Source organism: Streptomyces sp. NBC_01363 (assembly GCF_026340595.1).
Classification (GTDB): Bacteria; Actinomycetota; Actinomycetes; order Streptomycetales; family Streptomycetaceae; genus Streptomyces.
On sequence record NZ_JAPEPF010000001.1, the window covers coordinates 5,529,517 to 5,554,683 of the forward strand.

The 25,167-nt window shown below is 68.4% G+C and carries 20 protein-coding genes and 2 pseudogenes; 13 read left to right on the plus strand and 9 right to left on the minus strand.

The features are described 5' to 3' along the window. Positions 1–27: 27 nt before the first annotated feature. Positions 28–3,123: a ThuA domain-containing protein gene (locus tag OG611_RS25055; protein WP_266424168.1), complete on the plus strand. Its 3,096-nt coding sequence runs from the start codon at positions 28–30 to the stop codon at positions 3,121–3,123. 70 nt (positions 3,124–3,193) lie between these two features. Here OG611_RS25055 and OG611_RS25060 read toward each other — a convergent pair whose 3' ends face one another. Then, entirely contained in the window at positions 3,194–4,330 is a 1,137-nt protein-coding gene (locus tag OG611_RS25060) for an aminoglycoside phosphotransferase family protein (protein WP_266424171.1), read from the minus strand. A 231-nt stretch (positions 4,331–4,561) separates the two neighbouring features. On the opposite strand from OG611_RS25060, the gene OG611_RS25065 reads away from it, so the two are divergent. Beyond that, on the plus strand, positions 4,562–6,061 hold the full coding sequence (locus OG611_RS25065; RefSeq protein WP_266424174.1) for a hypothetical protein: 1,500 nt from the start codon (positions 4,562–4,564) through the stop codon (positions 6,059–6,061). Positions 6,062–6,202: 141 nt separating this feature from the next. Here OG611_RS25065 and OG611_RS25070 read toward each other — a convergent pair whose 3' ends face one another. Next, positions 6,203–7,672 (minus strand): PP2C family protein-serine/threonine phosphatase, encoded by a 1,470-nt coding sequence (locus tag OG611_RS25070; protein WP_266424176.1) that lies wholly within the window; start codon positions 7,670–7,672, stop codon positions 6,203–6,205. A 390-nt stretch (positions 7,673–8,062) separates the two neighbouring features. Between OG611_RS25070 and rpmG the strand changes: the two genes are divergently transcribed. Continuing rightward, positions 8,063–8,227: a 50S ribosomal protein L33 gene (gene rpmG, locus OG611_RS25075; protein ID WP_266424178.1), complete on the plus strand. Its 165-nt coding sequence runs from the start codon at positions 8,063–8,065 to the stop codon at positions 8,225–8,227. A gap of 192 nt (positions 8,228–8,419) precedes the next feature. Here rpmG and OG611_RS25080 read toward each other — a convergent pair whose 3' ends face one another. Then, positions 8,420–9,094, minus strand: coding sequence for a YoaK family protein (locus OG611_RS25080; protein ID WP_266424181.1), 675 nt, complete (start codon positions 9,092–9,094; stop codon positions 8,420–8,422). 126 nt (positions 9,095–9,220) lie between these two features. On the opposite strand from OG611_RS25080, the gene OG611_RS25085 reads away from it, so the two are divergent. The 3 genes from OG611_RS25085 to OG611_RS25095 all read left to right on the plus strand — a co-directional run bounded on the left by OG611_RS25085 (position 9,221) and on the right by OG611_RS25095 (position 11,428). Beyond that, positions 9,221–9,958 (plus strand): tyrosine-protein phosphatase, encoded by a 738-nt coding sequence (locus tag OG611_RS25085; protein ID WP_266424183.1) that lies wholly within the window; start codon positions 9,221–9,223, stop codon positions 9,956–9,958. A gap of 134 nt (positions 9,959–10,092) precedes the next feature. Next, positions 10,093–10,869 carry a DUF4389 domain-containing protein gene (locus tag OG611_RS25090; RefSeq protein ID WP_266424185.1) on the plus strand — a complete coding sequence of 259 codons (777 nt, stop codon included), beginning with the start codon at positions 10,093–10,095 and terminating at the stop codon, positions 10,867–10,869. A 43-nt stretch (positions 10,870–10,912) separates the two neighbouring features. Further along, positions 10,913–11,428 (plus strand): DinB family protein, encoded by a 516-nt coding sequence (locus OG611_RS25095; protein WP_266424187.1) that lies wholly within the window; start codon positions 10,913–10,915, stop codon positions 11,426–11,428. 76 nt (positions 11,429–11,504) lie between these two features. Here the strand turns inward: OG611_RS25095 and OG611_RS25100 are convergent, their stop codons facing one another. Continuing rightward, positions 11,505–12,059 (minus strand): cupin domain-containing protein, encoded by a 555-nt coding sequence (locus tag OG611_RS25100; RefSeq protein ID WP_266424190.1) that lies wholly within the window; start codon positions 12,057–12,059, stop codon positions 11,505–11,507. A 525-nt stretch (positions 12,060–12,584) separates the two neighbouring features. Between OG611_RS25100 and OG611_RS25105 the strand changes: the two genes are divergently transcribed. Continuing rightward, positions 12,585–13,100, plus strand: coding sequence for a lytic polysaccharide monooxygenase auxiliary activity family 9 protein (locus OG611_RS25105; protein WP_266424193.1), 516 nt, complete (start codon positions 12,585–12,587; stop codon positions 13,098–13,100). A gap of 458 nt (positions 13,101–13,558) precedes the next feature. Here the strand turns inward: OG611_RS25105 and OG611_RS25110 are convergent, their stop codons facing one another. After that, positions 13,559–14,278, minus strand: a complete 720-nt coding sequence (locus tag OG611_RS25110; protein ID WP_266424194.1) for a hypothetical protein — start codon at positions 14,276–14,278, stop codon at positions 13,559–13,561. Positions 14,279–14,606: 328 nt separating this feature from the next. Between OG611_RS25110 and OG611_RS25115 the strand changes: the two genes are divergently transcribed. Both OG611_RS25115 and OG611_RS25120 read left to right on the plus strand, forming a co-directional pair. Next, positions 14,607–14,957, plus strand: coding sequence for a DUF4190 domain-containing protein (locus tag OG611_RS25115; RefSeq protein WP_266424195.1), 351 nt, complete (start codon positions 14,607–14,609; stop codon positions 14,955–14,957). Positions 14,958–15,027: 70 nt separating this feature from the next. Continuing rightward, positions 15,028–15,687: an HAD family phosphatase gene (locus OG611_RS25120; RefSeq protein WP_266424196.1), complete on the plus strand. Its 660-nt coding sequence runs from the start codon at positions 15,028–15,030 to the stop codon at positions 15,685–15,687. 251 nt (positions 15,688–15,938) lie between these two features. On the opposite strand, the gene OG611_RS25125 is transcribed toward OG611_RS25120, so the two are convergent. Further along, entirely contained in the window at positions 15,939–16,331 is a 393-nt protein-coding gene (locus OG611_RS25125; protein ID WP_266424198.1) for a hypothetical protein, read from the minus strand. Between the two features lie 537 nt (positions 16,332–16,868). Here OG611_RS25125 and OG611_RS25130 point away from each other — a divergent pair. Beyond that, the gene (locus OG611_RS25130) at positions 16,869–19,403 is read left to right on the plus strand and encodes an ATP-dependent Clp protease ATP-binding subunit (protein WP_266424201.1); all 2,535 of its coding nucleotides are present in this window, start codon (positions 16,869–16,871) and stop codon (positions 19,401–19,403) included. Between the two features lie 326 nt (positions 19,404–19,729). On the opposite strand, the pseudogene OG611_RS25135 reads toward OG611_RS25130, so the two are convergent. Next, positions 19,730–20,847: pseudogene (locus OG611_RS25135) on the minus strand (IS1380 family transposase); the annotation flags it as partial. A 79-nt stretch (positions 20,848–20,926) separates the two neighbouring features. Next, complete coding sequence (locus OG611_RS25140; protein WP_266424203.1) at positions 20,927–21,865, minus strand: serine hydrolase; 939 nt, start codon at positions 21,863–21,865, stop codon at positions 20,927–20,929. A gap of 306 nt (positions 21,866–22,171) precedes the next feature. On the opposite strand from OG611_RS25140, the pseudogene OG611_RS25145 reads away from it, so the two are divergent. Then, a pseudogene (locus OG611_RS25145) lies at positions 22,172–23,365 on the plus strand (IS4 family transposase); the annotation flags it as partial. Between the two features lie 147 nt (positions 23,366–23,512). Here OG611_RS25145 and OG611_RS25150 read toward each other — a convergent pair. Further along, a complete protein-coding gene (locus OG611_RS25150) occupies positions 23,513–24,301 on the minus strand; it encodes a hypothetical protein (RefSeq protein ID WP_266426200.1) in 789 nt (262 codons plus the stop codon). 180 nt (positions 24,302–24,481) lie between these two features. Between OG611_RS25150 and OG611_RS25155 the strand changes: the two genes are divergently transcribed. Both OG611_RS25155 and OG611_RS25160 read left to right on the plus strand, forming a co-directional pair. Continuing rightward, on the plus strand, positions 24,482–24,910 hold the full coding sequence (locus OG611_RS25155; protein ID WP_266424206.1) for an Asp23/Gls24 family envelope stress response protein: 429 nt from the start codon (positions 24,482–24,484) through the stop codon (positions 24,908–24,910). Between the two features lie 38 nt (positions 24,911–24,948). Continuing rightward, a complete protein-coding gene (locus tag OG611_RS25160; RefSeq protein ID WP_266424209.1) occupies positions 24,949–25,152 on the plus strand; it encodes a hypothetical protein in 204 nt (67 codons plus the stop codon). Positions 25,153–25,167 lie beyond the last annotated feature (15 nt).

Consider the following 25,167-nt stretch of genomic DNA (forward strand, 5'->3'; position numbering starts at 1 on the left):
CACCGATTGCACTGTCATGTACGTGACATGCAACGAACGTTCATCGCGCTGGTGGGCGCACTGCTCCTCGCGCTCACCGCACTGCCCGCGACCGCAGCCACCACCGGCAAGGCCCCCGCCTTCAGAGCCCTGCTCTTCACCCGCGCCGTCGGCTACGTGCACGCCTCCATCCCGGCCGGCATCCAGATGTTCAAGGAGGAAGCGGCCGCCGGCGGATTCGAGGTCGTCGAGACCGCCGACCCCGCGGTCTTCGACACCACGAAGCTCAAGGACTTCGACGTCGTCGTCATGCTGCAGAACTCCGGCATGGTCTGGGACACCGACGCCCAGCGCGAAGCGATGCAGGCCTACGTGCGCGGCGGTGGCGGCGTCGTCGCCATCCACAACACCCTCGACATGGGCATCGAGGAGACCTTCCCCTGGTGGGACGAGGCCATCAACGGCGGCGTCCACATGCCCGCCCACTCACCCGGCGTCCTCCAGGGCACCGCCAAGGTCGCCGACCGCGTCCACCCCTCCACCGCGGGACTCCCCGAACGCTGGGAGCGCCCCGAGGAGTGGTACAACTTCGACCGGAACCCCCGCGGTGACGTCCACGTCCTGGTCACCGCCGACGAAACCACGTACAACCCCGGCGGCTCCGCCATGGGCGCCGACCACCCGATCTCCTGGTGCCGCAACACCGAGGGCGGCAGGGTCTGGGCGACCGCCATGGGCCACGACACCGCCTCGTACAGCGAAGCCGCCTTCCGTACCCATGTCATGGGCGGCGTCAGGTGGGCCGCGGGCAACAAGCCCGGCGACTGCGGCGGCACCGTCTGGAGCGGCTACGAGAAGGTCGCACTCGACGACAACACCGCCGACCCGATGGAACTCGACGTGGCCAAGGACGGACGGGTCTTCTACGTCCAGCGCAGCGGCGAGGTCAACATCTACGACCCGGCGACCCACGCGACCACCACCGCCGGGAAGCTCGACGTCTACACCGGCGGCGAGGACGGCCTGGTCGGCATGGAACTCGACCCGGACTTCATGAAGAACCACTGGATCTACCTCTACTACGCCCCCGCGGGCGCCACCGAGGACGTCAACCGGCTCTCCCGCTTCACGGTCGAGGGCAACACCCTCGACCGCGCGAGCGAGAAGAAGCTTCTCGACGTCCCCGCCTACCGCGACCGCACCTTCCCCGAGCCCGGACACACCGGAGGGGCCGTCGAGTTCGGCCCCGACCGCACGCTCTACCTCGGCGTCGGCGACGACACCCCGCCCAACCTCGACCCGAACTGGCAGGGGTACGCCCCGCTCGACTGGCGCGAGGGCAAGCAGATGCTGGACGCCGCCCGCACCGCCGGCAACACCGACGACCTGCGCGGCAAGATCCTTCGCATCAAGCCCAAGAACTCAGGCGGCTACACCATTCCCAAGGGCAACCTCTTCGCCCCCGGCACGGCGAAGACCCGCCCCGAGATCTACGCCATGGGCTTCCGTAATCCCTTCCGCTTCACCGTCGACCCGAAGACCGGCTACGTCCACGCCTCCGACTACGGCCCCGACCGCGGACTGCCCACCACCGACCGGGGACCCGAGGGCCTCGTCGAGTACAACGTCATCAAGAAGGCAGGCAACTTCGGCTGGCCGTTCTGCCACGGCAACAACCAGGCATACGCCCCCTACAACCCGGACACCAAGGAAATCGGCCCGAAGTTCGACTGCGCCAACCCGGTCAACCCCTCGCCCAACAACACCGGACTGACCGAACTCCCGCCGATCCAGCAGCCGGAGATCTGGTACGGCTACGGGGAGTCGAAGGAATTCCCCGAGGTCGGCAGCGGCGGCTCGGCCCCGATGAGCGGCCCCGTCTACCACTACGACCGGAAGAACCCGTCCACCACGAAGTTCCCCGCCTACTTCGAGGGTGCGAGCTTCTTCTACGAGTGGTCACGCGACTTCCTCAAGGAAGTCCGCTTCGACAAGGACCAGAAGGTCCTGAAGATCAATGACTTCCTCTCCACCCAGAAGTTCAACAAGCCCATGGACATGACGTTCGGACCCGATGGTTCGCTCTACGTCCTCGAATGGGGCAGTTCCTTCGGCGGCGGCAACAACGACTCCGGGCTCTACCGCATCGACTATGCGCAGGGGCAGCGCGCACCGGTCGCCAAGGCCGCCGCCTCCGTCACCGACGGCCCCCTCCCGCTGAAGGTCGACTTCTCCAGCCGGGGCAGCGAGGACCCGGACGGCGACACGCTCAGCTACGCCTGGGACTTCGACGGCGACGGCACCTACGACTCCACCGAGGCGGACCCCAGCCACACCTACACGGCCAAGGGCGACTTCGCCGCCCAGCTGAAGGTGACCGACTCCACCGGTAGGTCCGGCTACGCCAACATCCCCGTCACGGCGGGCAACACGGCGCCGAAGGTGACCATCGACTTCCCGGTCAGCGGCAAACTCATCGAGTTCGGCGACAAGATCCCGTACAAGGTCACGGTCACCGATCCCGAGGACGGCCCGGTCGACTGCTCCAAGGTCACCGTCAATCCGGCCCTGGGCCACGACGACCACGAGCACCCCACCACCGACATCCCCGGCTGCGAAGGTACCGTGGACACCGGTGACCTGGGCGGCCACCCCGAAGGCGCGGACCTCACCTACGTACTCAACGCCAAGTACACCGACAAGGGCGGCGACGGCGTCTCCGCCCTTGTCGGCTACGGCCGCGCCGTGCTCCAGCCGAAGCACAAGCAGGCGGAGTACTACGACGCGCAGTCCGGCACCCGGATCGTCGCCCAGGAGGGAGCCGAGAACGGCAAGCGGATCGGAGACGTCTCCGACGGCGACTGGGTCGCCTTCGACCCGATGAGCGTCGAAGGCATCGGCACGGTCAGCTACCGGTTGTCCTCACCCAACGGGGTCGGCGCGATCGAACTGCGCGCGGACGCCGCCGACGGCCCGCTGCTCGCCACCACCCCGGTACCCAATACAGGCGGCTGGGACAACTACCAGGCGACTTCGCCCGTGCCCGTCCAGGAACTGAAGGGAACCCACAAGCTGTACCTCGTCTTCACGTCCCCGCAGGACAATTCCTTCGACGTGGACGCGGTCGACTTCAAGAGTCCCTGACAGCACATCGGCGCGCTGCGGGCCCGGTGTGTCGGCACCGGCCCCGCAGCGCGCGTCCCCCCTGGCAGGGTCAGCGAGTGCCGACCGCGGCACGCACGGCCCTGCGGGCCATCGCGCAGTCGTCGTGCAGCCGGCGCAGCAACAGCCGCTGCTCCTCGCTCGACGACAGCGCACCCGGGCGGTCCTGCCCGGCGCCCGAGGTCGCAGAGTCGCGCATGGCCCGCTGCACGGCCGTCTCGTACGTACGGATCTCGCGGGTCAGCACCAGCATCAGGTTCACCAGGAACGCATCTCTTGCCGCGGGCCCGGCGGCCTGCGCCAGCTGGCTGATCTGACGCCGCGCCGCCGGTGCGTCACCGAGCACCGTCCAGAGCGTCGCCAGGTCGTAGCCGGGCAGATACCAGCCCGCGTGCTCCCAGTCCACCAGCACCGGGCCCGTGGGCGACAGCAGGATGTTGGAGAGCAGCGCGTCACCGTGGCAGAACTGCCCCATGCCCTGACGGCCGCCCGCGTGCGCCAGGCCGTGCAGCAGCTTCTGGAGATCGCCCAGATCCCGGTCGGTGAACAGCCCCAGCTCGTGATACCGGGCGATCCGCGAGGCGTAGTCGAGCGGGGCGTCGAAGAGCCCCGGCGCCGGCCGCCAGGCGTTGACCCGGCTGATCGCGCCCAGCGCCGCCCGAATATCGGCCCGGGGCGGAGCCTCCGACGGATGTCTGGTCAACGCGGCCACCCGGCCGGGCATCCGTTCGATCACCAGGGTGCAGTTCTCCGGATCGGCCGCGATGAGTCGCGGCACGCGCACCGGCGGACGGTGCCGGACGAACGCACGATATGCAGCTATTTCGTGGCGGAACCGTTCCGACCACGCGGGCGAGTGGTCCAGTAAACACTTGGCGACCGCGGTCGCACGGCCGGTGGAGCCGACGAGCAGCACCGAACGGCCACTGCGGCGCAGCACCTGGACCGGGTTGAACTCGGGGCAGATCCGGTGCACCGAGGTGATCGCCATTCTCAGCTGCGCGCCCTGCGCGCCGGACAGGTCCAGCCGGCCGCTGAGCGGGGGGCCCACCAGACCCGCCGGCCGCCGCGGCCGGACCGCGCCGGGCGCCGACGGAGCGGCATGCGGAGCGAGGTACGGTCCGCCGCCGGCCCCCAGGGGGCGAAGCGGCCGGGGCGGGGCGGTCACGGAGGACGATGCTGTGTACATGGGCGAGACAGATCCCTTCGCGCGCCGACAAGTTGCGTACGCCGCCCCGGCCGGCGGCCGTTCGGCACCCTGGGGAGTACCTAGGGCTGCCGGGCGGGGTGGCGCTTTCCTACCTGACACCGGCGGGCGGGTGGCAGACCATGTGGCGCACCCTGGCGAACCCTGGCGAATAGTCGCAAGGCATCTGACAGGGGGTTACTGTCAACACAGCCGAGAACCTGGGGGCTTGACGTGACCGGAGAACCCAACACCCGCCTGTCCGACCTGTTCGGCCTTGCCGGCTGGTCCAAGGGCGAACTCGCGAGAATGGTGAACAGGCAGGCGGCGGCCATGGGCCACCCGCAACTGGCCACCGACACCTCGCGGGTGAGGCGTTGGATCGACATGGGGGAGTCCCCCCGCGATCCCGTGCCCAAGGTGCTGGCTGCCCTGTTCACCGAGCGACTCGGTCGTGTCGTGACCATCGAGGACCTCGGGTTCGGCCGACGCGGGCGTGTGGGGAAGCGGCGAGAGGTCGGGACGCAGGACAATCCCGACGGACTGCCGTGGGCGCCCGAGCGGACGGCAGCGGTCCTCACCGAATTCACGGGAATGGACCTCATGCTCAACCGACGCGGCTTGGTGAGCGCGGGCGCCGCGCTCGCCGCAGGATCGACCATCACCGGCCCCATGCACGACTGGCTGCACTCCGACCCCGTACTGGCGGCCGACGCGCCACGGATCGACGACCCGTTGTACGCGGACCCGGCCGGTTTCGACCGGTACGAGGCCGCGCCCATCGGATCGGACGAGATCGAGGCGCTCGAACGCTCCGTCGAGGTGTTCCGCGCCTGGGACGCCTCGCGGGGCGGCGGACTCCAGCGCAAGGCCGTGGTGGGCCAGCTCAACGAGGTGGGCGGCATGCTCGCCTACCGCCACCCCGACCATCTCCAGCGCCGGCTGTGGGGTGTCGCGGCCAACCTCGCGGTACTCGCGGGATGGATGTCCCACGACATCGGCCTCGAACCGACCGCCCAGAAGTACTTCGTCATCGCGGCGCACGCGGCGCGCGAGGGCGGCGACCGTCCCCGCGCGGGCGAGGCGCTCTCCAGGGCGGCCCGTCAGATGGTCCACCTCGGCCGTCCCGACGACGCCCTGGACCTGATGAAGCTCGCCAAGTCCGGCTCCGGGGACATGGTGCTGCCGCGCACCCAGGCGATGTTGCACACCATCGAGGCGTGGGCGCAGGCGTCCATGGGCCGCGGGCAGGCGATGCGGCGCACGCTCGGCAAGGCCGAAGAACTCTTCACCTCGGACAAGAGCGATGTGCCGCCGCCGAGTTGGATGCAGATGTTCGACGAGGCGGATCTGCACGGCATGCAGGCCCTGGCGTTCCGTACGCTCGCCGAACACGATCCATCGGTGGCGATCGTGGCTCAGCGCCATGCCAAACAGGCGCTGGAGCTGCGGGCCAACGGACGCCAGCGGTCCAAGATCTTCGACTACATCTCGCTCGCCTCGGCATGCTTCATCGCCGACGATCCCGAGCAGGCCGACCGGTACGCGCGACTCGCCCTGGTGACGATGGGGGAGACCTCCTCGCACCGCACCTGGGACCGGCTGCGCGAAATGTACCGGCTCACGGGCCAGTTCGCGGGCTACGCGAAGATCCAGGATCTGCGTGAGGAGATCGAGCTCTCCCTGCCGCAGAGCTCCATCATCAAGCAGCCCAGGCGGTCCTCGCAGATCTGAGACGCGGGCGTCGCGATGAAGGGGCGCCGAACACAGACCGTCCGAACACTGCACCCGTAGGCGGGGCAGCCCTCCTGCGTCATTGCGCCGTGTCCGGTGTTCCGTGTGTCCGAGTGGCTCTGTACGCGTGTCGCCGTGCTGCTACGCCCCGATGCGGGCGATCAGTACGCAGGCGTCGTCCAGGCGTTCGGTCTCGCCGAACTCCGTGATGACGGTCCGCAGGCACTCCTGCGCCGAACGGGCCTGCGCGAACCGAGGTGCCAGAGCAAGCAGCGCGTCCGGGCCCGCACCCCGGTCGCTGTGACGGTTCAGCCCGTCGGTGTGCAGTACCAGCACGTCGCCGGGCAGCAGGCGCACCTCGTCCTGCTCGTACGCGACCCCGGAGGCCGCGCCGAGCAGGACCCCGTCCGGCGCGGGCAGCGGCCGCCCCACTCCGTCGCGGAACAGCAACGGTGCGGGGTGCCCGGCCTGCGCCCAGGCGAGGGTGCCGGTGGCCGGATCGACACGGCAGCACACCGCACTGCCGAGAGCGGATTGGACGGAGGATTCCAGTAACTGATTGAGGTGCCCCATCAGAGCACCTGGCTCGACGCCGGCCACGGCCATTCCACGCAGCGCGCCCAGCAGTATCGCCATGGCCGAGGTGGCCTGGATGCCGTGGCCGGTCAGATCACCGACCGTGAGGACGGTCCTGCCGTCCGGCATTTCCAGCGCGTCGTACCAGTCGCCGCCGATGAGCGAAGTCGTCTCCGACGGAAGGTAGTGGGCCGCGATGTCCAGCGCGCCGGGCCCCTGCGAGGGAAGCCGCAGCGATCCCCGCCACGGGGGGAGTACGGCCTCCTGGAGCTCGACCGCCAGACGGTGCTCGGTCCGTGCCCGGTGCTCCCGGCGGCGCAGTGAGTCATGGGTCCGGCGTAGCGCCTGCTGGCTGCGCCGCAGCTCACTGACGTCGCGCAGGACGGCCCACATGGAGGCGGTGCACCCGTCCGAGTCGAGGACGGGCTCACCCATCATGTGGAGTGTGCGCATCCGGCCGTCCGTCCGCAGGATGCGGAACTCACCGTCTATCGGCCTTCCGTCCACCAGACAGTCCGTCACCAGGGAGGTGAGCAGGGGCTGGTCCTCGGGAAGGAGCATGGACGGGAGCTCGTCCAGCGAAGGCGGCCCGGCTTCGGGGGACCTGCCGAAGATCTGGAACAGCTCCTCGGACCAGCTGACTTCGTCGGTGAGCAGATTCCACTCCGCGCTGCCCACGCGCCCGATGAGCGATCCCGGTTGCGGATCGTCGTAACGCTCCGGTGCGCCTTCTTCCGCCGAGTCCTGCGCTGCCTCCTGAGCCGAGGCCTCTGCGAGGTGCCCGGAGGCCGGGGACGGCAGGCCCTCCCGGAGCTGTCCCAGGTGTGTGCCGAGATCGTCGAGATGATGGACCGCGAGATCGCAGAGCGCCCGTTGCCAGCGCAGCTGCGGGTCTTCCTCATCGATCAGCACCGTGTCCCGCCGCACGGCATCCACGTCACCACGGAGCCGAAGCGTCCGGTTGATCAGCGCATCGACGGCGTCGCGCTCGGGTGGCTGTGGGGCGGGGCGGTCCGCGGACAGATGGGGCGGCATCTCGTACTCCGATACTGGCGCGGCACGTCCAAGTCTGAAAGGTGGACCGAAGACGACTGTGGCACAGCCTGCGGGGGCCCGTAAGGGATTTGGCAACACTCGATGCGTTCTTGCTTCTGGCATATGCCACAGGCTGCACGGGGCGCCGATCCGTCGAACAGCCTTGCTGTCGACGGACGTTGACGCAAGTCATCCGGCGTGTGCGGACGGTTGTGCGCCCGCGCGCGTCGTTCTCGCGTCACGCGCCCGGCCCGATCGGGGGCATATGCGCGGCGTCGCGGGTGCCGCGCGGGAATGCGGTTCGGGTCGGCCGCGTTACATCACCAGAACGAAAACGAAACCCATTCCCACCAGGGGGAGTGGGGTCGGTGCAAGAGTCTGGAGGCGCCCATGGCCCGCAGTGAGTCCCGCCCCGTCGTGACGCTCCGGTCGACAGCCGGAACCGGGCAGAGCTATGTGACGCGCAAGAGTCGTCGGAACAACCCCGACCGTCTGGTGCTGCGCAAGTTCGATCCCGTGGTGGGGCAGCATGTGCTCTTCCGTGAGGAGCGCTGACCGCGGATCTGCCGGAAGGCCTCATTCCGTGCTGTGGATCACAGTGCGGGGTGCGCATTTCCGGGAACGGGAAGCGGTGGTTTATCGTTCACCTATATGTGGATGTCGCGCACCGCGCCCACTCGCAAGCCGCCCCGGCTGGATTCCCCCGATCCGGCCGGGGCTTTCCTCTGCGCCCGAGCTACGTCGTGGTCAGCCCCTGGGCGGCCTTCGGCGCAACGTCTCGACGAGCAGCGCGCCCGCCGCCGACAGCGCGGCCGGCACTGCTGCCGCGCCCGGCCACAGGCGTACGGCCAGCGCGGTCACGGCCGCGCCCACCACGACCGCGATCAGCCTGCCGGCCACCCAGCGGTCCCGGTGCTCCCACGACCGCAGAGCCGCCCGGCCGACGAGTGCCGTGAGCGTGCCGGTGAAGTAGTTGGTGGGCGTCGCGCGGATACGGCCCTGGATGCCCATGGCCACTGCGACGAGCACCAGCAGCCCCAGCCGGTCCCCGCCGGAAATGACCGGGCCCAGCGCCCACAGCACGGCCCCCGCCGCCAGCAGGACCACCTCGATCAGCAGCATCACCGGCAGCGGCCACCGCAATCGCTCGTTCAGCCACGTGCCGCAGGTGACGCCGATGCCGTAGGAGACCAGCGCGGTGATCACCCGCAGGGCCACTCCGTGTTCTCCGGCACCGGCGGCGGAGATGCCGAGCAGCACCAGATTTCCGGTCATCACCCCGGCGAAGACCTGGCCGACGCAGATGAAGGCGAACGCGTCGGCCGCGCCGGAAGCGGCCGACAGAAGCAGCAGGGACCATTCGCCCCGTGGATCGAGCCCGGCGCTGACGGCGGGAGCGGAGGGGCGCATGGGAGTGGACACGCCTGCATTCTCGGCTCGGGCCCGCCGGGATCACGACTCGCGGCCCGCACGGCGCGCCGGGCCGGGGCGGTCCCGCACCGGCAGGGCGCTGACACGTCCCGCCGCATCCTTCTAGAGTCCTCCGTCGTGAACAGACATATGGCGTTCGAGCGACTGCACAACTTCCGCGACGTCGGAGGCTATCCAGGGGAGGGCGGCCGACCGGTTCGCCAGGGACGGCTCTACCGGTCCGATTCGCTGGGCAAACTGCGCGGCGAGGACTGGGACCGGTTCCTGGCCCTGGGGATCGGCACGGTCATCGACCTGCGGTACGACTGGGAGATCGCCGCCAAGGGGCGAGTGCCCGAGGCGCCGGGACTGCGTTACCACCACCTCAGCATCGAGCACCGGCCCTACGACCAGGCCGCACTGGGCCCGGAGGTGGAGACCGGGCGCTTCCTGGCCGACCGGTACGCCGAGGTCGCCCACGACGGAGCCGTCGAACTCCGCCGTGCCCTGGAAGTGATCGCCGCCGAGGACAGCGGACCGGTCGTCTTCCACTGCGCCTCGGGCAAGGACCGGACCGGGCTGCTTGCCGCACTGGTCCTGTCCCTGCTCGGCGTGGCCGAGGACGACATCGTCGCAGACTTCGCGCTCACCGGGCTCGCCACCGAACGGCTGCTGGCCGACTGGCGGGCGGACCACCCCGGCCAGGAGCCGGTCTGGCCCGGATACGGCCGGGCGCCCGCCGACATCATGCGGTTCTTCCTGGCCGATCTCGCCGCGGCACACGGCTCCGTCCACGCCTACGCCACCGAATTCCTCGGTGCCGAGGAGGAATTGGTGGAGGCGCTGCGCGGCAACCTCCTCGAACCCACCGGGTGAGTCCGGGTGCCCCGGTCGTGTGACCGGGGCACCCGATCGGCCCGCGGCCGATTGCGGGTCGTTTCCTTCCGGCCCAGCGTGGGGTGACGCCGTACGCGCCGATGGCGTACGGATAACCGCCGACGAGGAGCGACATGGCTGACGCCCAGTGGAGTCCGGGCCCGAGGGCATGGATCGCCGCCGAGTGGCTTCCCGTGCTGGACATCGTCGAGCCGCCACGACAGCGCCGGCTCACCGTGCTGGTGCGGCTGCTCCTGCTGATCCCGCACTTCATCGTGCTGTTCCTCCTGCACATCGCGGCCGTGGTGACCGTCATCGTGGGCTGGTTCGCCGCGCTGTTCCTGGGCCGGCTGCCCGGACCGGTCTTCCGATTCCTCGCCGGATACCTCGGCTACCAGGTACGGGTCGGCGCGAGCAGCATGCTGCTCGTGGACCGCTATCCGCCGTTCGCCCTCGACCCACCGCCGGACTACCCGGTCCGGATCGAAGTCCGGCCGACCGGCCTCAACCGCCTGGCCGTCTTCTTCCGCCTGATCCTGATGATTCCGGCGGCCGTCGTGCAGAGCCTCGCCCTGTCCGGCTGGTGGGCGGTGGCGATCGTCTGGTGGCTGATCACCCTGATCCTGGGACGCATGCCCCGCCCGCTCCTCGAGGCCACGGCCGCCGTGCTCCGCTACGAAATGCGCTTCAGCGCCTACGCCCTGATGCTCACCCCGGCCTACCCCAAGGGTTTCTTCGGCGACGACGACCTCTCCGTACCGCAGCAGCAGGCACGCTCCGCCACGCGGCCCCTCGTCATGAGCGGCGCGGGGAAGGGGCTGCTCATCCTGTTCCTGGTGCTCGGGGTGGCCACCTTCATCACCACATCCACCACGACCACCTGGTCGAACGAGCCCACCGACAGCATGTGAAAAACCCTGTCCGGTTCCACCGCGGACGAGGCATGATCACGCCATGACATGGACAGCACCCGAGGTGACACGCACACCCGGTTCACTCGTGGCCGGCGAGCGGGAGATGCTCACGGGCTATCTCGCATGGTTCCGCAGCTGCCTGCTGCACAAGTGCGCGGGCCTGACCGGGGAGCAACTCGCCGAACAGACCGTATCGCCGTCGAACCTCACCCTTCTGGGACTGATCCGCCACATGGCGAAGGTCGAACGCGTCTGGTTCCGGGAGCGGTTCGCCGGCCAGGCGTTCGATCCCATGTATGACCCGGAGAAGGGCAAGGACGCGGACTTCGAGGACCTGGATCCGGCCCGCGCGGCCGAGGACTATGCCCGCCTCGTCGAGGAATGCCGGCTCGCGGACGAGATCGTCGCCGAGGCCTCGCTGGACGACACCTTCGTCCATGGCGGCGAGGAGTACTCGCTGCGGCTGATCCACTTGCACATGATCGGGGAGTACGCGCGCCACACCGGCCACGCCGACCTGGTGCGCGAGGGTGTCGACGGTGAGACGGGGTGGTGACGCGCCGCTGAGCCGGGCTCGGCGCGGCGGGGTGCGCCGGAAGGACGGACCCGGCCGAGTCGGGCCCGGCGGTTCGTCATCCGGCGTCGGGCCCGTCCCCCAGCACGTACAGCTCGGGCAGATTGACGACGATCGCCTCCTGCGTGCTGCGGGCGATCACCACGACCGCCTCTTCGTCGGCGCCGGGATTCTCCTCGCGATGCGGCACGAACGGCGGAACGAAGATGTAGTCGCCGGGGGAGGTACGGATCCGGACCTCCTCGGCCGCACCGCTCGAATCGTCGAGGAACACGAACTCCGGGTGCCCCTTGATCACATGGATCGCCGTTTCGGAGTCGCCGTGGTGATGGTTGGACGAAGCCGTCCGTGCCGCCACATGGGTCTGGCCCATCCAGATACGCCGCGAGCCGACCCTGCTGCCGCTGATCGCGGCGAACCGCCGCATGCCGCCCGTCTGCGCGGTGTCGCCGTCGAGCGCGTCGGCACGGATGTGGTGGAGCCGGGCATGCAGCGGGAGTCCCGGGCTGTCGGTGTCGCCTTCCCTGTCGTCGTGGCCGGGAAGATCGGGGTGGAAGGCGTCGCGGCCGGCGGAGCCGGACGGGCCGGGTGGAGGAGCGGGGTGGGAGGCCATGGCATTCCTGCTCGTCGGGGGCGGGCACGGTCGGCGCCGCACCACGGAGTCCGGCCGGGTCGTGCCGGCCTGCACCGTGAGTCCGGCACCGCGCGGTCAGAGCGTATGCCGTGCGTCGGCACGGGGGCGAAGAGGCGAGCAGGGTGGCGACATCAGGTATGCCTGATGCGTCTGCGTGCCTTCGGCCCTGCGGTGCACTGCTTCCTCGGCGCCATCCGCGAGGGGCACCCCACCACTCCGCTGCGGCGCGGGCCGGCCACGAGCCGCCGAGTGTGCCTGAGGCGGCGTACGCCCGGTGAACGGCGGCACCGTACGACACCGACATCTTGACGTGGACGCGTCGATGGGTATGGTCTAGTCCAAGTGCAGTGCCCTGCCGGACGTCCGACAGTCCCGGGCGTACGCGGCAGTGGTTCCTGCCGTGCCCTTCGCACTTCTTGGCCCCCACACTGGAGAGGCCGGTCTGCCACTGCCGGGCCCCCATAGCCCGCTCGTGTGCGGCGACGCCTCATGTGAAGGAGAAGCATGCACGCGAAAAGGAAGACCGCCGCAGTCATCGGTGCCTTACTCGCACCCGTACTGGTCCTGACCCTTCCGGTCGGTTCCGCCAGTGCCCACGGGTACATCTCGTCGCCACCGAGCCGCCAGGCCCAGTGTGCCGCCGGGACCGTGAGCTGTGGAGAAATCAAGTACGAGCCGCAGAGCGTGGAAGGTCCCAAGGGGCTGACCAGCTGCAGCGGCGGCAACAGCCGGTTCGTCGAACTCGACGACGACTCCAAGGGGTGGACGGTCACCCCGGTCGGCCGCAGCACGTCCTTCCAGTGGGTGCTGACCGCCCGGCACGCCACGAGCACCTGGCAGTACTTCGCGGGCGGGCGGAAGATCGCCGAGTTCGACGACAACGGTGCGCAGCCCGGCGCCACAGTCACCCACCAGGTCGACTTCGGCGGCCTGACGGGCCGGCAGAAGGTCCTCGCGGTGTGGAACATCGCGGACACCGCCAACGCCTTCTACGCCTGCATCGATGTGAACGTCGGCTGACCGGCGAGCCCGGTCGGCGGTGCCTCGGAGCCCCCACCCGCTCGTGCGGGCTTCGGCGCACCACCGCCGGCGTATCGCGGCCGTGATCCGTCGCGTGTGACGAGAGGGTGGTGAATCCGCACCCTCCCGGCAACTATCCGACCCTTGATGCCGGCCTTCTGGTGATCCGTGGTCAACTTCGGTGCTTCAACTGCCCAGACTTCCCGCTTCCGTCTGCTCAGTGTTGCAAGAAGGGTGAGGTATTCGATCAAAGTCTCGTGATGACCTCTCTTCGCACCATAGTGCTCTCAGCACTGCACAGAGCGTGCACAGAGGGAGCCGAAGCGAATGCATCGATGGCGCATACGTAACCGTCCGAACCTTCTCGGCATCGGGCGGAGCGGACGACTGCCGTTCCGCCCGGTGCCGTCCCGCTCCGCGCCGTTGCGAGCGCCCCGGCGCCACGCAGCCGGGTGCGGCTACGCCGTGGGGCCTTCCCGGTCATGGACACGCCGGGCCTGCGGAACACCGGAGAGGGGTGTGGAAGGGCGCGCGGGAGCGCCGCTGGTGACGGCCCCGGTGCGGGCCCGTAGCCCCGGATCGTTGTCGAGCGGCTGCGTGTCGGTCCAGTAGATGCTGAGCATCGTGCGGAGTGTCGTCGGATGCTGGCCGGGGCCGGTGGGCACGGTCAGCCGGTCGAGATGCTGCCACAGCTCGTGATCCACCTGCTCGGCGCCGCCGCCGTTGCGGGCATGGACCGCTTGATGGCGTTGGACGGCAACAGCGAGTTCGCGGAGCGTCTCCCGGCTCTGCTGTCCGGCGCTGTGACTCTGTGCGCGGTTCACATTCCGCTGCTCCTGGCCCAGTTCGGTGATGGCCCGCTGGACGCGCTGGTGGAAGTTCGCGGTACGGCGGCGCAGGGACTCGAAATCGGCCCGTGTGGCGAACCATTCGCGCTTGCCGGCCTCGCCCCGGGCAAAGCACTCGATGCGGAACTCCTCGCGCTCGGTCTTACGGCGGCGCAGGACGCTCGCGGTCCGTTCGTGGACATGCGTGAGGATCTTCCGGGCTCGCGGCAGATTGTCGGGGTGGATGATCGCTGCCCACGTTCTGGCGTCACGGGTGGGCGGGTGAATGTTCGAGGTGAGCAACTGCTCGAATTCTTTGTCGTCGAGCTGCGCGAGGTCCTGGGCGTCCACTACTGGCCTCCAAGCCGGTGTTGGGCGGTATGTGTCCAGCGTGGCGTATGGCACTGACAAGCAGGTAGAAATCCGGAAATAGAACGCGCCAAGGCTGACGGCTGCAACCAGTCTATTTGTGACGGCGTGTCAGCGAGAAAGATCGCCAGGACGGCGTGCGCACCACGGATGCGACGCGATCGACGGGCGCGGATTCGAGAACACGCCGATCCCGGAAAGGCACGAAGCCATCCTCCGCATGTCCGAAACTGAACCCGACCGAAGCCGCTCACCGGGCGTTTCGCCTCCCTCGTAGAGTGGGTCGCCGAACCGGACGGGGAGATCCATCGTGACCAGCAGTACGCAGCAGGCAGCCGGGATACGCAACACGCCTGCCCGGATCAGCATGTGGGCGGCCGTTCTGGGCGTCTGCCTGATCGTGGCCGTCTTCGCGACGCCCATGTTCTGGCTCATGTACGGCGGTTACTACACGTTCTTCATGTTCGTCTCCGCCGTCGTCGCCATCCCGGCCGGTCACCTCGGACGCCGGCGCGGCAAGCGTCTGGGAGGCCGGGACCGCGGCCTGGCACTGCTCGGCATCGTCACCGGATGGCTGCTGATCCTCTGCAGCCTGCTGCTGGTACTGGCCTACGCCGGGGTCCTGACGGGGCTCGCCTTCCTGGCCGACTCCGCGAGCTGAGTGCTGTGTTCGTGGCCGTCCGGGAGCCATGGGTCGAACCATCGCGGGGACAGCCCTTAGGCTGCTGCCCATGACTCAGAGCCCTGTCGAACTGGTGATCTTCGACTGCGACGGTGTCCTCGTGGACAGCGAGCGGATATGCGTCAAAGTGGACGCGATAATCACGGCTGACCTGGGATGCCCGTTCACCGAAGCCGAGATCATCGAGCGGTTCGTGGGCTCGTCCGACGAGGTCTACACGGCAGCCGTGGAGGAACGGCTCGGACGACGGCTGGAGAAGGACTGGCAGCGGAAGTACGAGCATCTGTACCGGACGGCCTTCGACGCCGAACTGACCGCTGTCGACGGCATCGCAGAGGTTCTGAACGCGCTCACCACACCTGCCTGCGTCGCATCGAACGGCGACCACGACGGCATCAGACGAAACCTGGAGATCGTCGCCCTGAGCGATCACTTCGCGGGGAACATCTTCAGCGCCCATGACGTCGCGACCGGCAAGCCCGCCCCCGATCTCTTCCTTCATGCTGCCCGTTCCATGGGCGTGGACCCCGGGCGCTGCGCGGTGATCGAGGACAGTGCGTACGGAGTTCAGGCAGCTCGCGCCGCCGGGATGCGGGCCTTCGGCTACTGCGGCGGTCTCACACCGGCCTCGCGGCTCGAAGGACCGGGCACGATCGTGTTCGACGACATGCATGAACTGCCCGAGTTGTTGGCGGCCGTGACCCACTGAGGCCGGGGCGGACCCGACACGCAGGCCAAGGGCCACCGCCGCACAACAGACGCTGGAACAGTCGGAGCACATGGGCTGCATCTTCTGGGGCGATCACGGCGTGGGACCGTCGGTGATCCCTACGCGCGGCTCGCCGCAGCGACCTCGGTGGTGTCGAGGTCATCGACACCACCGAGGTCGCCCCTTCCCGCGTCGTGGAGATCATCATGGCGAGGACCCGGGCCGGGTGATGTGCCGGCGCCCGTACGTCCTCAGGAGCGCCACAACGGCGCGCGCACCACATCGTCGTCGGAGACACCGCAGTTGACGCCGTTGACGACCTCGTCCCCCTGGATGTCCCGGCCGACGACACCGTTGCCCTTGCGCCCCAACTCCACAAGTCGTGCACGTGCGTTGCCCTGCCCGGTGTCGACGTCGCATTCGACGACGCTCGTCCAGGAGCAGCCGTCCACCGCCCCGATCAGCGCGATCACGGGGAGCACCACCCCGGCCAGCAGCAGGGCGGCCGCCCCAGCGGTGTCCGCGGCACGTTCGAGCCGGCCGGAGGGCGAGGTGCGGGTGCGCCTGCCGCTACCGCGCTCGCGGCGCCCGGTGCGGTACTCGACGATCACGCCGAGACGCAGCGCGTACGAGACGAGGGCCACCGCGCCCCCACCACAACCCGTGGAAGGCGCCGACCACCAGCGCGAAGGTGACCGGGGCCGCCCTTGAGATCCTCCGACTTCTCCTTGTCGCTCATGGCTCAAGTCTTGGCGGGGTCCGGGCGGTCGGCGAGGCGGCGGTCGGCTGGGATCGGGACTCAGGCGGCGCGGCCGCACCGCTCCCCAGGTCCTGCGCCGCTCACCGACGGCAGCGCACACACGATGAACGTCCTGGCAGGCACGCGCCGAGTCCGACCGGGCGGTCCGGGCGTCACCCGATCGGCGTACTCCGGGCCGGTTCGTCACCGGGCCGGGAAGTCCGTGACGCCGTGGTGTGCGCTGACCGCGGGCGATGGGCGGGCGTCCGCGCCATTGCGTGACGGAGCACGCGTTGGTCTAGTGAAATCACCTGCCCATGGGGGCCACCAGGCGAGCTCGACGAGCCGTGAGCCCCGGGCACCCCACGTCCGGGTCCGGCGCAGGGCGATCCCGGCCGGCCATCCCTCGCGCGCTCCCAACCGCACTCACTGGACGGTGACCATGACCATGTCCTCCTTCGGCTCCCTCGGCGGCCCGGACCCGTTCTCGGAAATGCTCAACCGGTTCTTCGGGATGTCCCCGGCGTCCTCACCGCCACAGGTGCAGCGGGTCCCCATCGGGCGGCTGCTGACCGATTCGGCACGCGAGTTGATAGGCCGGGCGACCACGCGCGCGACCGACGACGGCAGCCGGGACCTGGACACCGAGCACCTGTTGTGGGCCGCCACCCAGGTGGACCCGGCCCGCACCCTGCTCCAACAGGCCGGGGCGGACCCCGACGAGCTGGGCAGACGGATCGCCGAAGGCCTGCCGGCGGAGAGCGCCACTCCGTCCGCGGAGCCGAGCCTGACACCCGCCGCCAAACGCGTACTGCTCCAGGCATACGAGCGTTCCCAGGCAGCCGGAGTCTCCTACATCGGGCCGGAGCACATCCTCGGTGCGCTGCTGGACACCCAGGATTCCGGTGCGGCCAAACTGCTCGCCGCATACGGAACGGACACCGGCAAGCTGCGGCGCGAGGCGGAGAACGCGGCACGGGCCGACGGCACCCCGGCGGCCGGCACGAGCGACACCCCCACCCTCGATCAGTACGGACGCGATCTGACCGAGGAAGCGAAGGCCGGGAAACTCGATCCCGTGGTCGGCCGGGCCGAGGAGATCGAGCAGACCGTGGAGGTCCTCTCACGGCGTTCCAAGAACAATCCCGTACTGATCGGTGAGCCCGGTGTCGGCAAGACTGCGATCGTGGAGGGAATCGCCCAGCGCATCGTGGCCGGAGACGTCCCCCGTACTCTCAAGGACAAACGGGTGATCGCGCTGGACCTCTCCGGTCTGGTGGCGGGTTCCCAGTACCGCGGCCAGTTCGAGGAACGGCTCAAGAACGTCATCGACGAAGTCAGCGTCGCCGCGGACTCGACGATCCTGTTCATCGACGAGCTGCACACTGTGGTCGGCGCCGGGGCATCGGGCGAGGGCGCGATGGACGCGGGCAATATGCTCAAACCCGCACTGGCGCGCGGTGAGCTGCATGTCGTCGGAGCGACGACCATCGACGAGTACCGCAAGCACATCGAGAAGGACGCCGCCCTGGAACGCCGCTTCCAGCCCGTCATGGTGCCCGAGCCGACGGTCGAGGAGACCATCCAGATCCTGGAGGGGCTGCGCGACTCCTACGAGGCCCACCACCAGGTCCGCTTCGCCGACGACGCCCTGGTGGCGGCCGCCGAGCTGTCCGACCGCTACATCAGCGACCGCTTCCTGCCGGACAAGGCCATCGACCTCATGGACCAGGCAGGCGCCAGGGTACGACTGCGTTCGCTCGGCAGGTCCACCGAAGTCGTCTCCCACGAGGACACGCTCGCCAAGCTGAAGCGGGAGAAGGACGAAGCGGTTGCGTCCGAGGACTTCGAGAAGGCCTCCGGGCTGAAAGGGAAGATCGCGGAGACCGAGGCCGAACTCGCAGGCATCGAGGAACGCCGTGAGGGCGTCATGGACGTCACCACCGCCGACATCGCCGATGTCGTCTCCCGCCGCACCGGCATCCCGGTCACGCAACTCACCGCCAGCGAGAAGGAGAAGCTCCTCAAGCTGGAGGACGCACTGCACTCCCGCGTGGTCGGCCAGGACGAGGCGGTCACCGCGATCGCGCAGGCGGTGCGCCGCAACCGGGCCGGTATGGGCGACCCCGACCGCCCCGTCGGCTCCTTCCTCTTCCTCGGACCAACCGGTGTCGGGAAGACCGAACTCGCCAAGGCTCTGGCCGAGTTGCTTTTCGGTGACGAGAAACGCATGGCCCGCTTCGACATGAGCGAATTCCAGGAGAAGCACACCGTCTCGCGGCTCGTCGGCGCACCGCCCGGATACGTCGGCCACGAGGAGGCCGGCCAGCTGACGGAGAAGGTACGCCGCCAGCCGTACAGCGTGCTCCTGTTCGACGAGGTGGAGAAGGCCCACCCCGACGTCTTCAACACGCTGCTGCAAGTCCTCGACGACGGACGCCTGACCGACGCGCAGGGGCGAACGGTGGACTTCCGCCACACCGTCGTCATCATGACGTCCAACATCGGCGCCCATCGCATCCTCGCCCACAAGGGCGATGTCTCCGAGATCCGCGACGACCTCATGGGCGACCTGCGGGGCCACTTCCCGCCCGAGTTTCTCAACCGCGTCGACGAGACGATCATCTTCCACGGCCTCGACAAGGACGACCTCGGCCGCATCGTCGACCTCATGCTGGACGGCAGCAAACGTCGCGTACGGGCCCAGGGCATGGAGCTGGAAGTCACCGAGGCGGCGAAGAAGCTCCTTGTCGCGCACGGCCACCAGCCGGAGTTCGGGGCCCGCCCGCTGCGCCGCACGATCCAGACCGAACTCGACAATCGCATCGCCTCGCTGCTGCTGAGCGGCGAAGCGGAACCGGGCGACACCATCGTCGCCGACGTCAAGGACAACGCTCTGGTCTGCTCGATCGGCCGCCCGGAGACCTCCGCCGAGGCAGCGGCCGACGCCGGGACCACGACGGCCGCAGCCGAATAGGCCCCGCAGCCCCGGACCACAGGGCTGCCGCGCAGTTCACGCAACTGAGCGGCAGCCCTGCGCGTCGGACGGGCTCCGCGACCGGACCCGTACTCGACGCGACGCCGCGGCATCGCACTTGCCGAGGAGCGCTCGCTACGGCACGGGAACTGCCCCGGCAGGCCTACAGGCCGCGCCCACTTACAAAGGCGGCTTCGGCTTTCATCCACTGCTGTGTTTCTTCGCTAACCTCAATCTTTCGTGACGGTCCGCCGGTTTCTTCCGCGGGCCGTTTCGGTTGTTCGGGCTGGTGGTGGCCGTGCTGATGGCCCGGCTGTCGTGTCGGGGACGATCTCCAGCCGGATCCGGTTCTGCGCGGTGTCGTGCAGGGGCAGGTTGCGCAGGCCGGTCGCGAGGGCGGCCCGGATGCGGTCCTCGGCCGTGCCCGCTGGCGGTGCCGCAGTTCGAGTGCGGCGATCGGGATGCCGGTGGTGTTGGTGGCGAACGCGGTGAGCCGCGGGCCGTCGGCGCCGGTGAAGCACAACTGCGCGCCGGGGTGCGGCCGTTCCTTGCGGACGATCGGCCGCATCCCTTCCGGCCGGCCCTGGAGGACATCGCCGACAAGTTCGGCGACCCAGGCGCTGTCGCGGATCTCACCATCCGGCTCGACGGCCACCGTCCACGAGGCGGGCGGGACCTTGAGGACGGCCGGGTGGAGGGCGTCGGTGATGGTCATGCCGACCGAGTACGACAGCCACCGGCCCCGCTTCGCGAGCCAGGCGACGAACTCGTGGGTTCCGCCTGCGGAGTCGGTGCGAATCAGCGTCTGGCGTCCGCGCCGGTATTTCTTCGGCAGTTGGGCCAGGGCGAGTTGGGCCGTGGTGATGTGGTCGGCGGCAGTGTTGCTGCCCGCGTTGCCCGGCCTGAGCAGGCCGGCGACCGGCTCCCCGCTCCCGCCGCCTCCGTGGTCGACGAAGGCCATCAGAGGATGGTGTCCGAAGGTCTTCTTCCAGGTCGCGGTGGCGTCCTGCTTCTCGGAGTGGGCCAGCACGAGCACCGCGTCCAGGTCCACGACCACAGAGCCGTCGGCATCCGGCGCCGCGTTCTTGGCCACGTTCCAGACACGCTCACGCGCTTCGGCACGCGCGGCCCGTATTGCGTGAAGGGCCTTCGGTCCGGCCGTGGCGAGGGTGTTGATGAGGCGGGAGACGGTCGGGTCGGAGGCCACCGGCCCGAACATGGCCGGCTCGGCCCGCAGCATCCCGACATCCGCGAGGCAGTCCCCGCCCAGCGCGCCCGTCAGGGCCACGTCCAGCAGGATCTTGCCCGGATCTTGCACCGCCCGCGCACGTCGCTAAGGCGTCAGTGCCGCCGATATCGCCTGTTCCAGTCCGGCCTTGCGAACCGTCTCGACCAGCAGCACGGCCCCGGCCTGGGATACCACCGCATGGCCGCCGCCCTGCACGCGGTGCGCTTACCTGCCTGGGTCTGCTGCGCTTCCTGGAGCGTGTCCAGGAGCACTCGGCGGCTTGCCTGCTGCGCCGTCAGCTGTAGGCCGCACGACGCAGCGTGTTGTCCAGTGCGTTGCGTGCCGCGTCCGTCAAATCTTGGTCATAGGTTACGACAACCGAAATCCCATTATCCCACATGGCGAAGAATGAGCTGCTTTGGTCCGGGTTTAGCGCTGCTGAATGATAACTGCCATGATGGAACAGATTACGCCCAGATGCAGTGCGAACTACGAATACCCCGAGCGAAGCGGTTGGGGTGTTGGAGTTGGCCTTAGCATCGATAAAGTCGTGGGCCGTCCGGCTTAGTAGCCGGGTGCGAGGGTCAAATGCCCTCGCAAACATTGCGTAATCGACAGCTGACATTTCCCAGCCACCGAATGCTCCCAGCGCCCGAGTGCCCGCACCGATTTTTCCGCTTGCGCCGCGCGGAGTCAGCGCCATCTTTTGGCAATAGGTCTCATAGGACTCATTCGTGATCGCATGCATAATGAGACCAAGAATGGCATAATTGATGTTGTTGTAGAACTCGCTCACGGGTATCGTGCTGAGTCCCTGTCCCAACGTGCGGCGGACTAGGATCACATCGGATGAGTCGGCGTTTGGAATTCCCGACAAATCTTGGGAAGCATCGAAGGTGATCCTGCTTGTGTGCCGAAGAAGCTGTTCAATGGAGATGTCACTGATCCACTCCGGGTTTGACCAAGGCTCCGTCGACTGTCGAAAGCTCGGTGGCACTGAGTAGAGCCGTGACCCGAATCGCAAGCGGCCGTCGTCGATAAGCGACATGAGAGCTACTGCCGTGATTGCCTTCGATAGTGAGGCGATAGGGACGGAGTTCTCTGCCGAACTCTCGTTGTAGCCGTACGAGCCGACAAGTTCATTGTCCTGCATCACCGCAAGACCGGCGTTACTAACTCCATTGTTCCACAGCCACATACGAAGCGCATCATCGATACGATCCTGAACCGCCATTGCGCTACCCCCCTAAAGAGACCGCCATAGCTCGGGGTGGGTTTGATCGGCTGGTGAGATCCTGCAAGCAGATGGCCCCAAGCAACGCTTCCTCTCAAGCTTTCGCTTGCAAGGAACAGGAGTTCTCCCATACCAGTGCAGCAGTTCCAGTGTCCTCCTGCCTCTTTGGGGATGCATCCGCAGGGCTGGAAACAACGATCTCTCGCAGGGACTTCAACCAACAAGGGCCACTTTTGTAGGGCCGTGTAGATCCACTAACCTCAATACCGGTAACTTATTAGGGGGAATTCGGTCGTTGTTGTTGGTATGCCAAGAGCGGGTCAGCTGAAGTCATTTGGTGAGCGGTTGTCGGACCGGGTCGCGGGCGGGGTGCTGACGCAGGCGTTTCCTCAGTCGCTTGTGGACGAGGTGCTGGCGGAGACGGGCCGGGTGCAGCAGCGGAACCGGCTGTTGCCGGCCCGGTTGGTGGTCTACTTCGTGCTGGCGATGTGCCTGTTCTCGGGGCAGAGCCATGAGGAGGTCGCCCGGCTGCTGACAGCGGGTTTGCAGGGTGCACGACGTTGGCGTGCGTCGTGGGTGGTGCCGAGTTCGGCGGCGATCTGGAAGGCCAGGTCCCGGTTGGGGGTGGCGCCGCTGCGGCAGTTGTTCGCGCGGGTGTGCCGTCCGGTCGCCACGCCGGCCACGCAGGGCGCCTTCTACCGCGACTGGCGGCTGGCCGCGATCGACGGCACCACGTTCGACCTGCCTGACACGAAGGCGAACGTGGACGCCTTCGGCCGTCCACCTCGCTCCGGGCGGGGTGAACAGGACATCGGATGCCCGCAGTTGCGCATGGTCGGCCTGGTGGAGTGCGGCACCCACGCCGTCTTCGACGCCGCGATCGGAGCTCTGCGCACCGGAGAGCGGACTCTGGCCCGGACGGTCCTGGTGTCCCTGCGGCCGGGAATGCTGCTGCTGGCCGACCGTGGCTTCTACGGCGTGGACCTGTGGTGCAAAGCCGCGGCAACCGGGGCGGACCTGCTGTGGCGCGTCCGCAAAGACCTCGTACTCCCCGTGGTCGAGCAGTTGCCGGACGGCTCCTGCCTCACCGAGATCTTCGACCGGAGCGACATTCACCACACCCGTCGCGGGGTGCCGGTACGCGCGGTGGAGTACACCATCGCCGGCCACGAGGGCGCCTACCGGCTCATCACCACGATCCTCGACCCGGACAAGGCCCCAGCCGCGGAACTCGCCGCCCTCTACGCCCAGCGATGGGAGTTCGAGTCCACCCTCGACGAAATCAAGACCCACCTCGGCGGGCCACGCCTGGTGCTGCGTTCACAGCACCCCGACGGCGCCGAGCAGGAACTCTACGGCTTCCTGCTCGTCCACCACGCCATCCGGCACCTGATGCACCAGGCCGCACAACAAGCCGACCAGGACCCCGACCGGATCTCCTTCACCCGCTCACTGCGCGTCGTGCGCCGCCAGGTCACCGACCAGGCGCCATTTTCCCCCGGCAGACTCACCCACGCCATCAAAACCACCCACGCTGAACTCCTTGAACGCCTCCTGCCACCACGCACCCCGGCCATCACCATCGTCGGTGCCACCAAACCCAAACGGGTCAAGCGACACAATCACCCTAAGTTACCGGTATTGAGGTTAGGCCGCGGTTTCTCCGATGAGGACGGCGGCGGTCACCGGGCCCGAGGTGTCACTGGTGGCTGCGTCGGCTACCGCCGCCCGGACGGCGCGGGCTACTTCCAGCGGATGGTACCCGGGAGCGACCGCAAGCTGGACCTCGATGTGCCGGCCTGGTGGATGGTCATGTTGCTCCACTTTGACCGGGCGGCTTCCCAGCACGGCAGTGAGGCGGGCCACGCCCGGAACAGCCGCTGCGACATCGGCCAGCTCCGCGATGGGGCCCCGCATGGGTCCCGTTCCGGTCGTTGGGAGCGAGCTTCGCGCGGCCGCAGCCTCCGGCGGGGGCCCCATGGCGTTCTCTGCGGTCTGGGGCCTGACGCCTCTCTCCGGGCCCTCGTGGAGATCCGTGACGCGCAGATCAACTGCCTCAGTGGCCAGGCCGAGCCTTTCAGTGGCCACGTTGAGCAGTGCGCTCCTCAACTGCTCCGCGCTGCGGGGCAGTGGCTGCCCCATGGATGCGGTGAATGCGGCCTCGATCCTGAGCGGGCCAGGCGGCAGCGCGCTGGCCGGCGGACGGACGGACGGCTCGGACACGGGCCCGAGCGATGCCGGTCCGATGCGCAGGCTTTCCAGCCAAACGCCGGGAATCTCGGCGGCCGTGCGCCCAAGGGCCCGGACGGCCGCTTGCTCGGTGATCCACGTCCCGTCGTCAGGCCCGCCGAGAGGGAGCAGCCGACCCAGGCCGAGCTGGCGCCGTACTGCCTGCATCCATGCCTCAGTTTTCACCGGACTCTCACCCTCTTCCATGGCCGCGGTTCTCTTCCTCCCGCATCACGCGCCGATTCCGCAGGGGCTCTGGGCAGGGGCACTTCGTACCACTCGTTGAACCACTCCGTCTCGTGGTTCACACCTCTGATAGATCCCACTAAAACGAATATAATCCGGTTAAAGAGTGCTAGGTGATCTCCTTCAGGGAGGAATAGCCCGATGACTGAGAACACCGGCGGAAAGCACGGCAGTGCGCCCGGCTCTCGCGGTCGGACGACCATTGCCGACGTGGTGGTAGAGAAGATCGCCGGAATGGCGGCACGCGATGTGCTCGGCGTCCATGCCCTGGGTAGTGGATTCGCACGCTCGATGGGATCCATGCGGGAGCGGATGCCCGGCGCAGGTAGCGGCAAGTCCGTCACGCGCGGGGTCAGTGTCGAGGTGGGAGAGGTGCAGGCGGCCATCGATCTGGAGATCGTCGTCGACTACGGCGTCTCAATCACGGACGTGGCCAGTGACGTGCGCGAGAACGTGATCTCCGCAGTGGAGCGGATGGCGGGCCTGGAAGTCGTGGAAGTCAACATCGCGGTCAGCGATGTGAAGCTGCCCGATGAGGAGGACGAAGGGGAGCAGCAGCGGGTCCAGTAGCCAAGGGGGAGCAGCCCACTTGAGTGAAGGAGCGTGTGATGAGCAAGGCTGTGGTCGGCTTGATTGCCGGAATGGCACTGGGCTTCGCCGGGTACTTCGGTGGCTTCTGGGCCTTCCTGCTTGTGCTGGTACTGGGCGCCGTCGGACTTGTCGCCGGGCGCTTGATGGAAGGCGATCTCGAGCCGGGTGACTTCATCCGCCGCCGCCGTGACGACCACCAGCGGGTGCGCGATAGCCGGTGACAGGCTCAGGGAGAC

Excerpts from the sequence above, each read along its gene's own strand:
- OG611_RS25130 (WP_266424201.1), top strand. The coding sequence starts at position 16,869 with ATGACCATGTCCTCCTTCGGCTCCCTCGGCGGCCCGGACCCGTTCTCG.
- OG611_RS25160 (WP_266424209.1), top strand. The coding sequence starts at position 24,949 with ATGAGCAAGGCTGTGGTCGGCTTGATTGCCGGAATGGCACTGGGCTTC.
- OG611_RS25100 (WP_266424190.1), bottom strand. The coding sequence starts at position 12,059 with ATGGCCTCCCACCCCGCTCCTCCACCCGGCCCGTCCGGCTCCGCCGGC.
- OG611_RS25060 (WP_266424171.1), bottom strand. The coding sequence starts at position 4,330 with ATGTACACAGCATCGTCCTCCGTGACCGCCCCGCCCCGGCCGCTTCGC.
- OG611_RS25070 (WP_266424176.1), bottom strand. The coding sequence starts at position 7,672 with ATGCCGCCCCATCTGTCCGCGGACCGCCCCGCCCCACAGCCACCCGAG.
- OG611_RS25140 (WP_266424203.1), bottom strand. The coding sequence starts at position 21,865 with ATGGCGGTTCAGGATCGTATCGATGATGCGCTTCGTATGTGGCTGTGG.
- OG611_RS25150 (WP_266426200.1), bottom strand. The coding sequence starts at position 24,301 with ATGGAAGAGGGTGAGAGTCCGGTGAAAACTGAGGCATGGATGCAGGCA.
- OG611_RS25090 (WP_266424185.1), top strand. The coding sequence starts at position 10,093 with ATGGCTGACGCCCAGTGGAGTCCGGGCCCGAGGGCATGGATCGCCGCC.
- rpmG (WP_266424178.1), top strand. The coding sequence starts at position 8,063 with ATGGCCCGCAGTGAGTCCCGCCCCGTCGTGACGCTCCGGTCGACAGCC.
- OG611_RS25120 (WP_266424196.1), top strand. The coding sequence starts at position 15,028 with ATGACTCAGAGCCCTGTCGAACTGGTGATCTTCGACTGCGACGGTGTC.
- OG611_RS25095 (WP_266424187.1), top strand. The coding sequence starts at position 10,913 with ATGACATGGACAGCACCCGAGGTGACACGCACACCCGGTTCACTCGTG.
- OG611_RS25155 (WP_266424206.1), top strand. The coding sequence starts at position 24,482 with ATGACTGAGAACACCGGCGGAAAGCACGGCAGTGCGCCCGGCTCTCGC.
- OG611_RS25055 (WP_266424168.1), top strand. The coding sequence starts at position 28 with ATGCAACGAACGTTCATCGCGCTGGTGGGCGCACTGCTCCTCGCGCTC.
- OG611_RS25105 (WP_266424193.1), top strand. The coding sequence starts at position 12,585 with ATGCACGCGAAAAGGAAGACCGCCGCAGTCATCGGTGCCTTACTCGCA.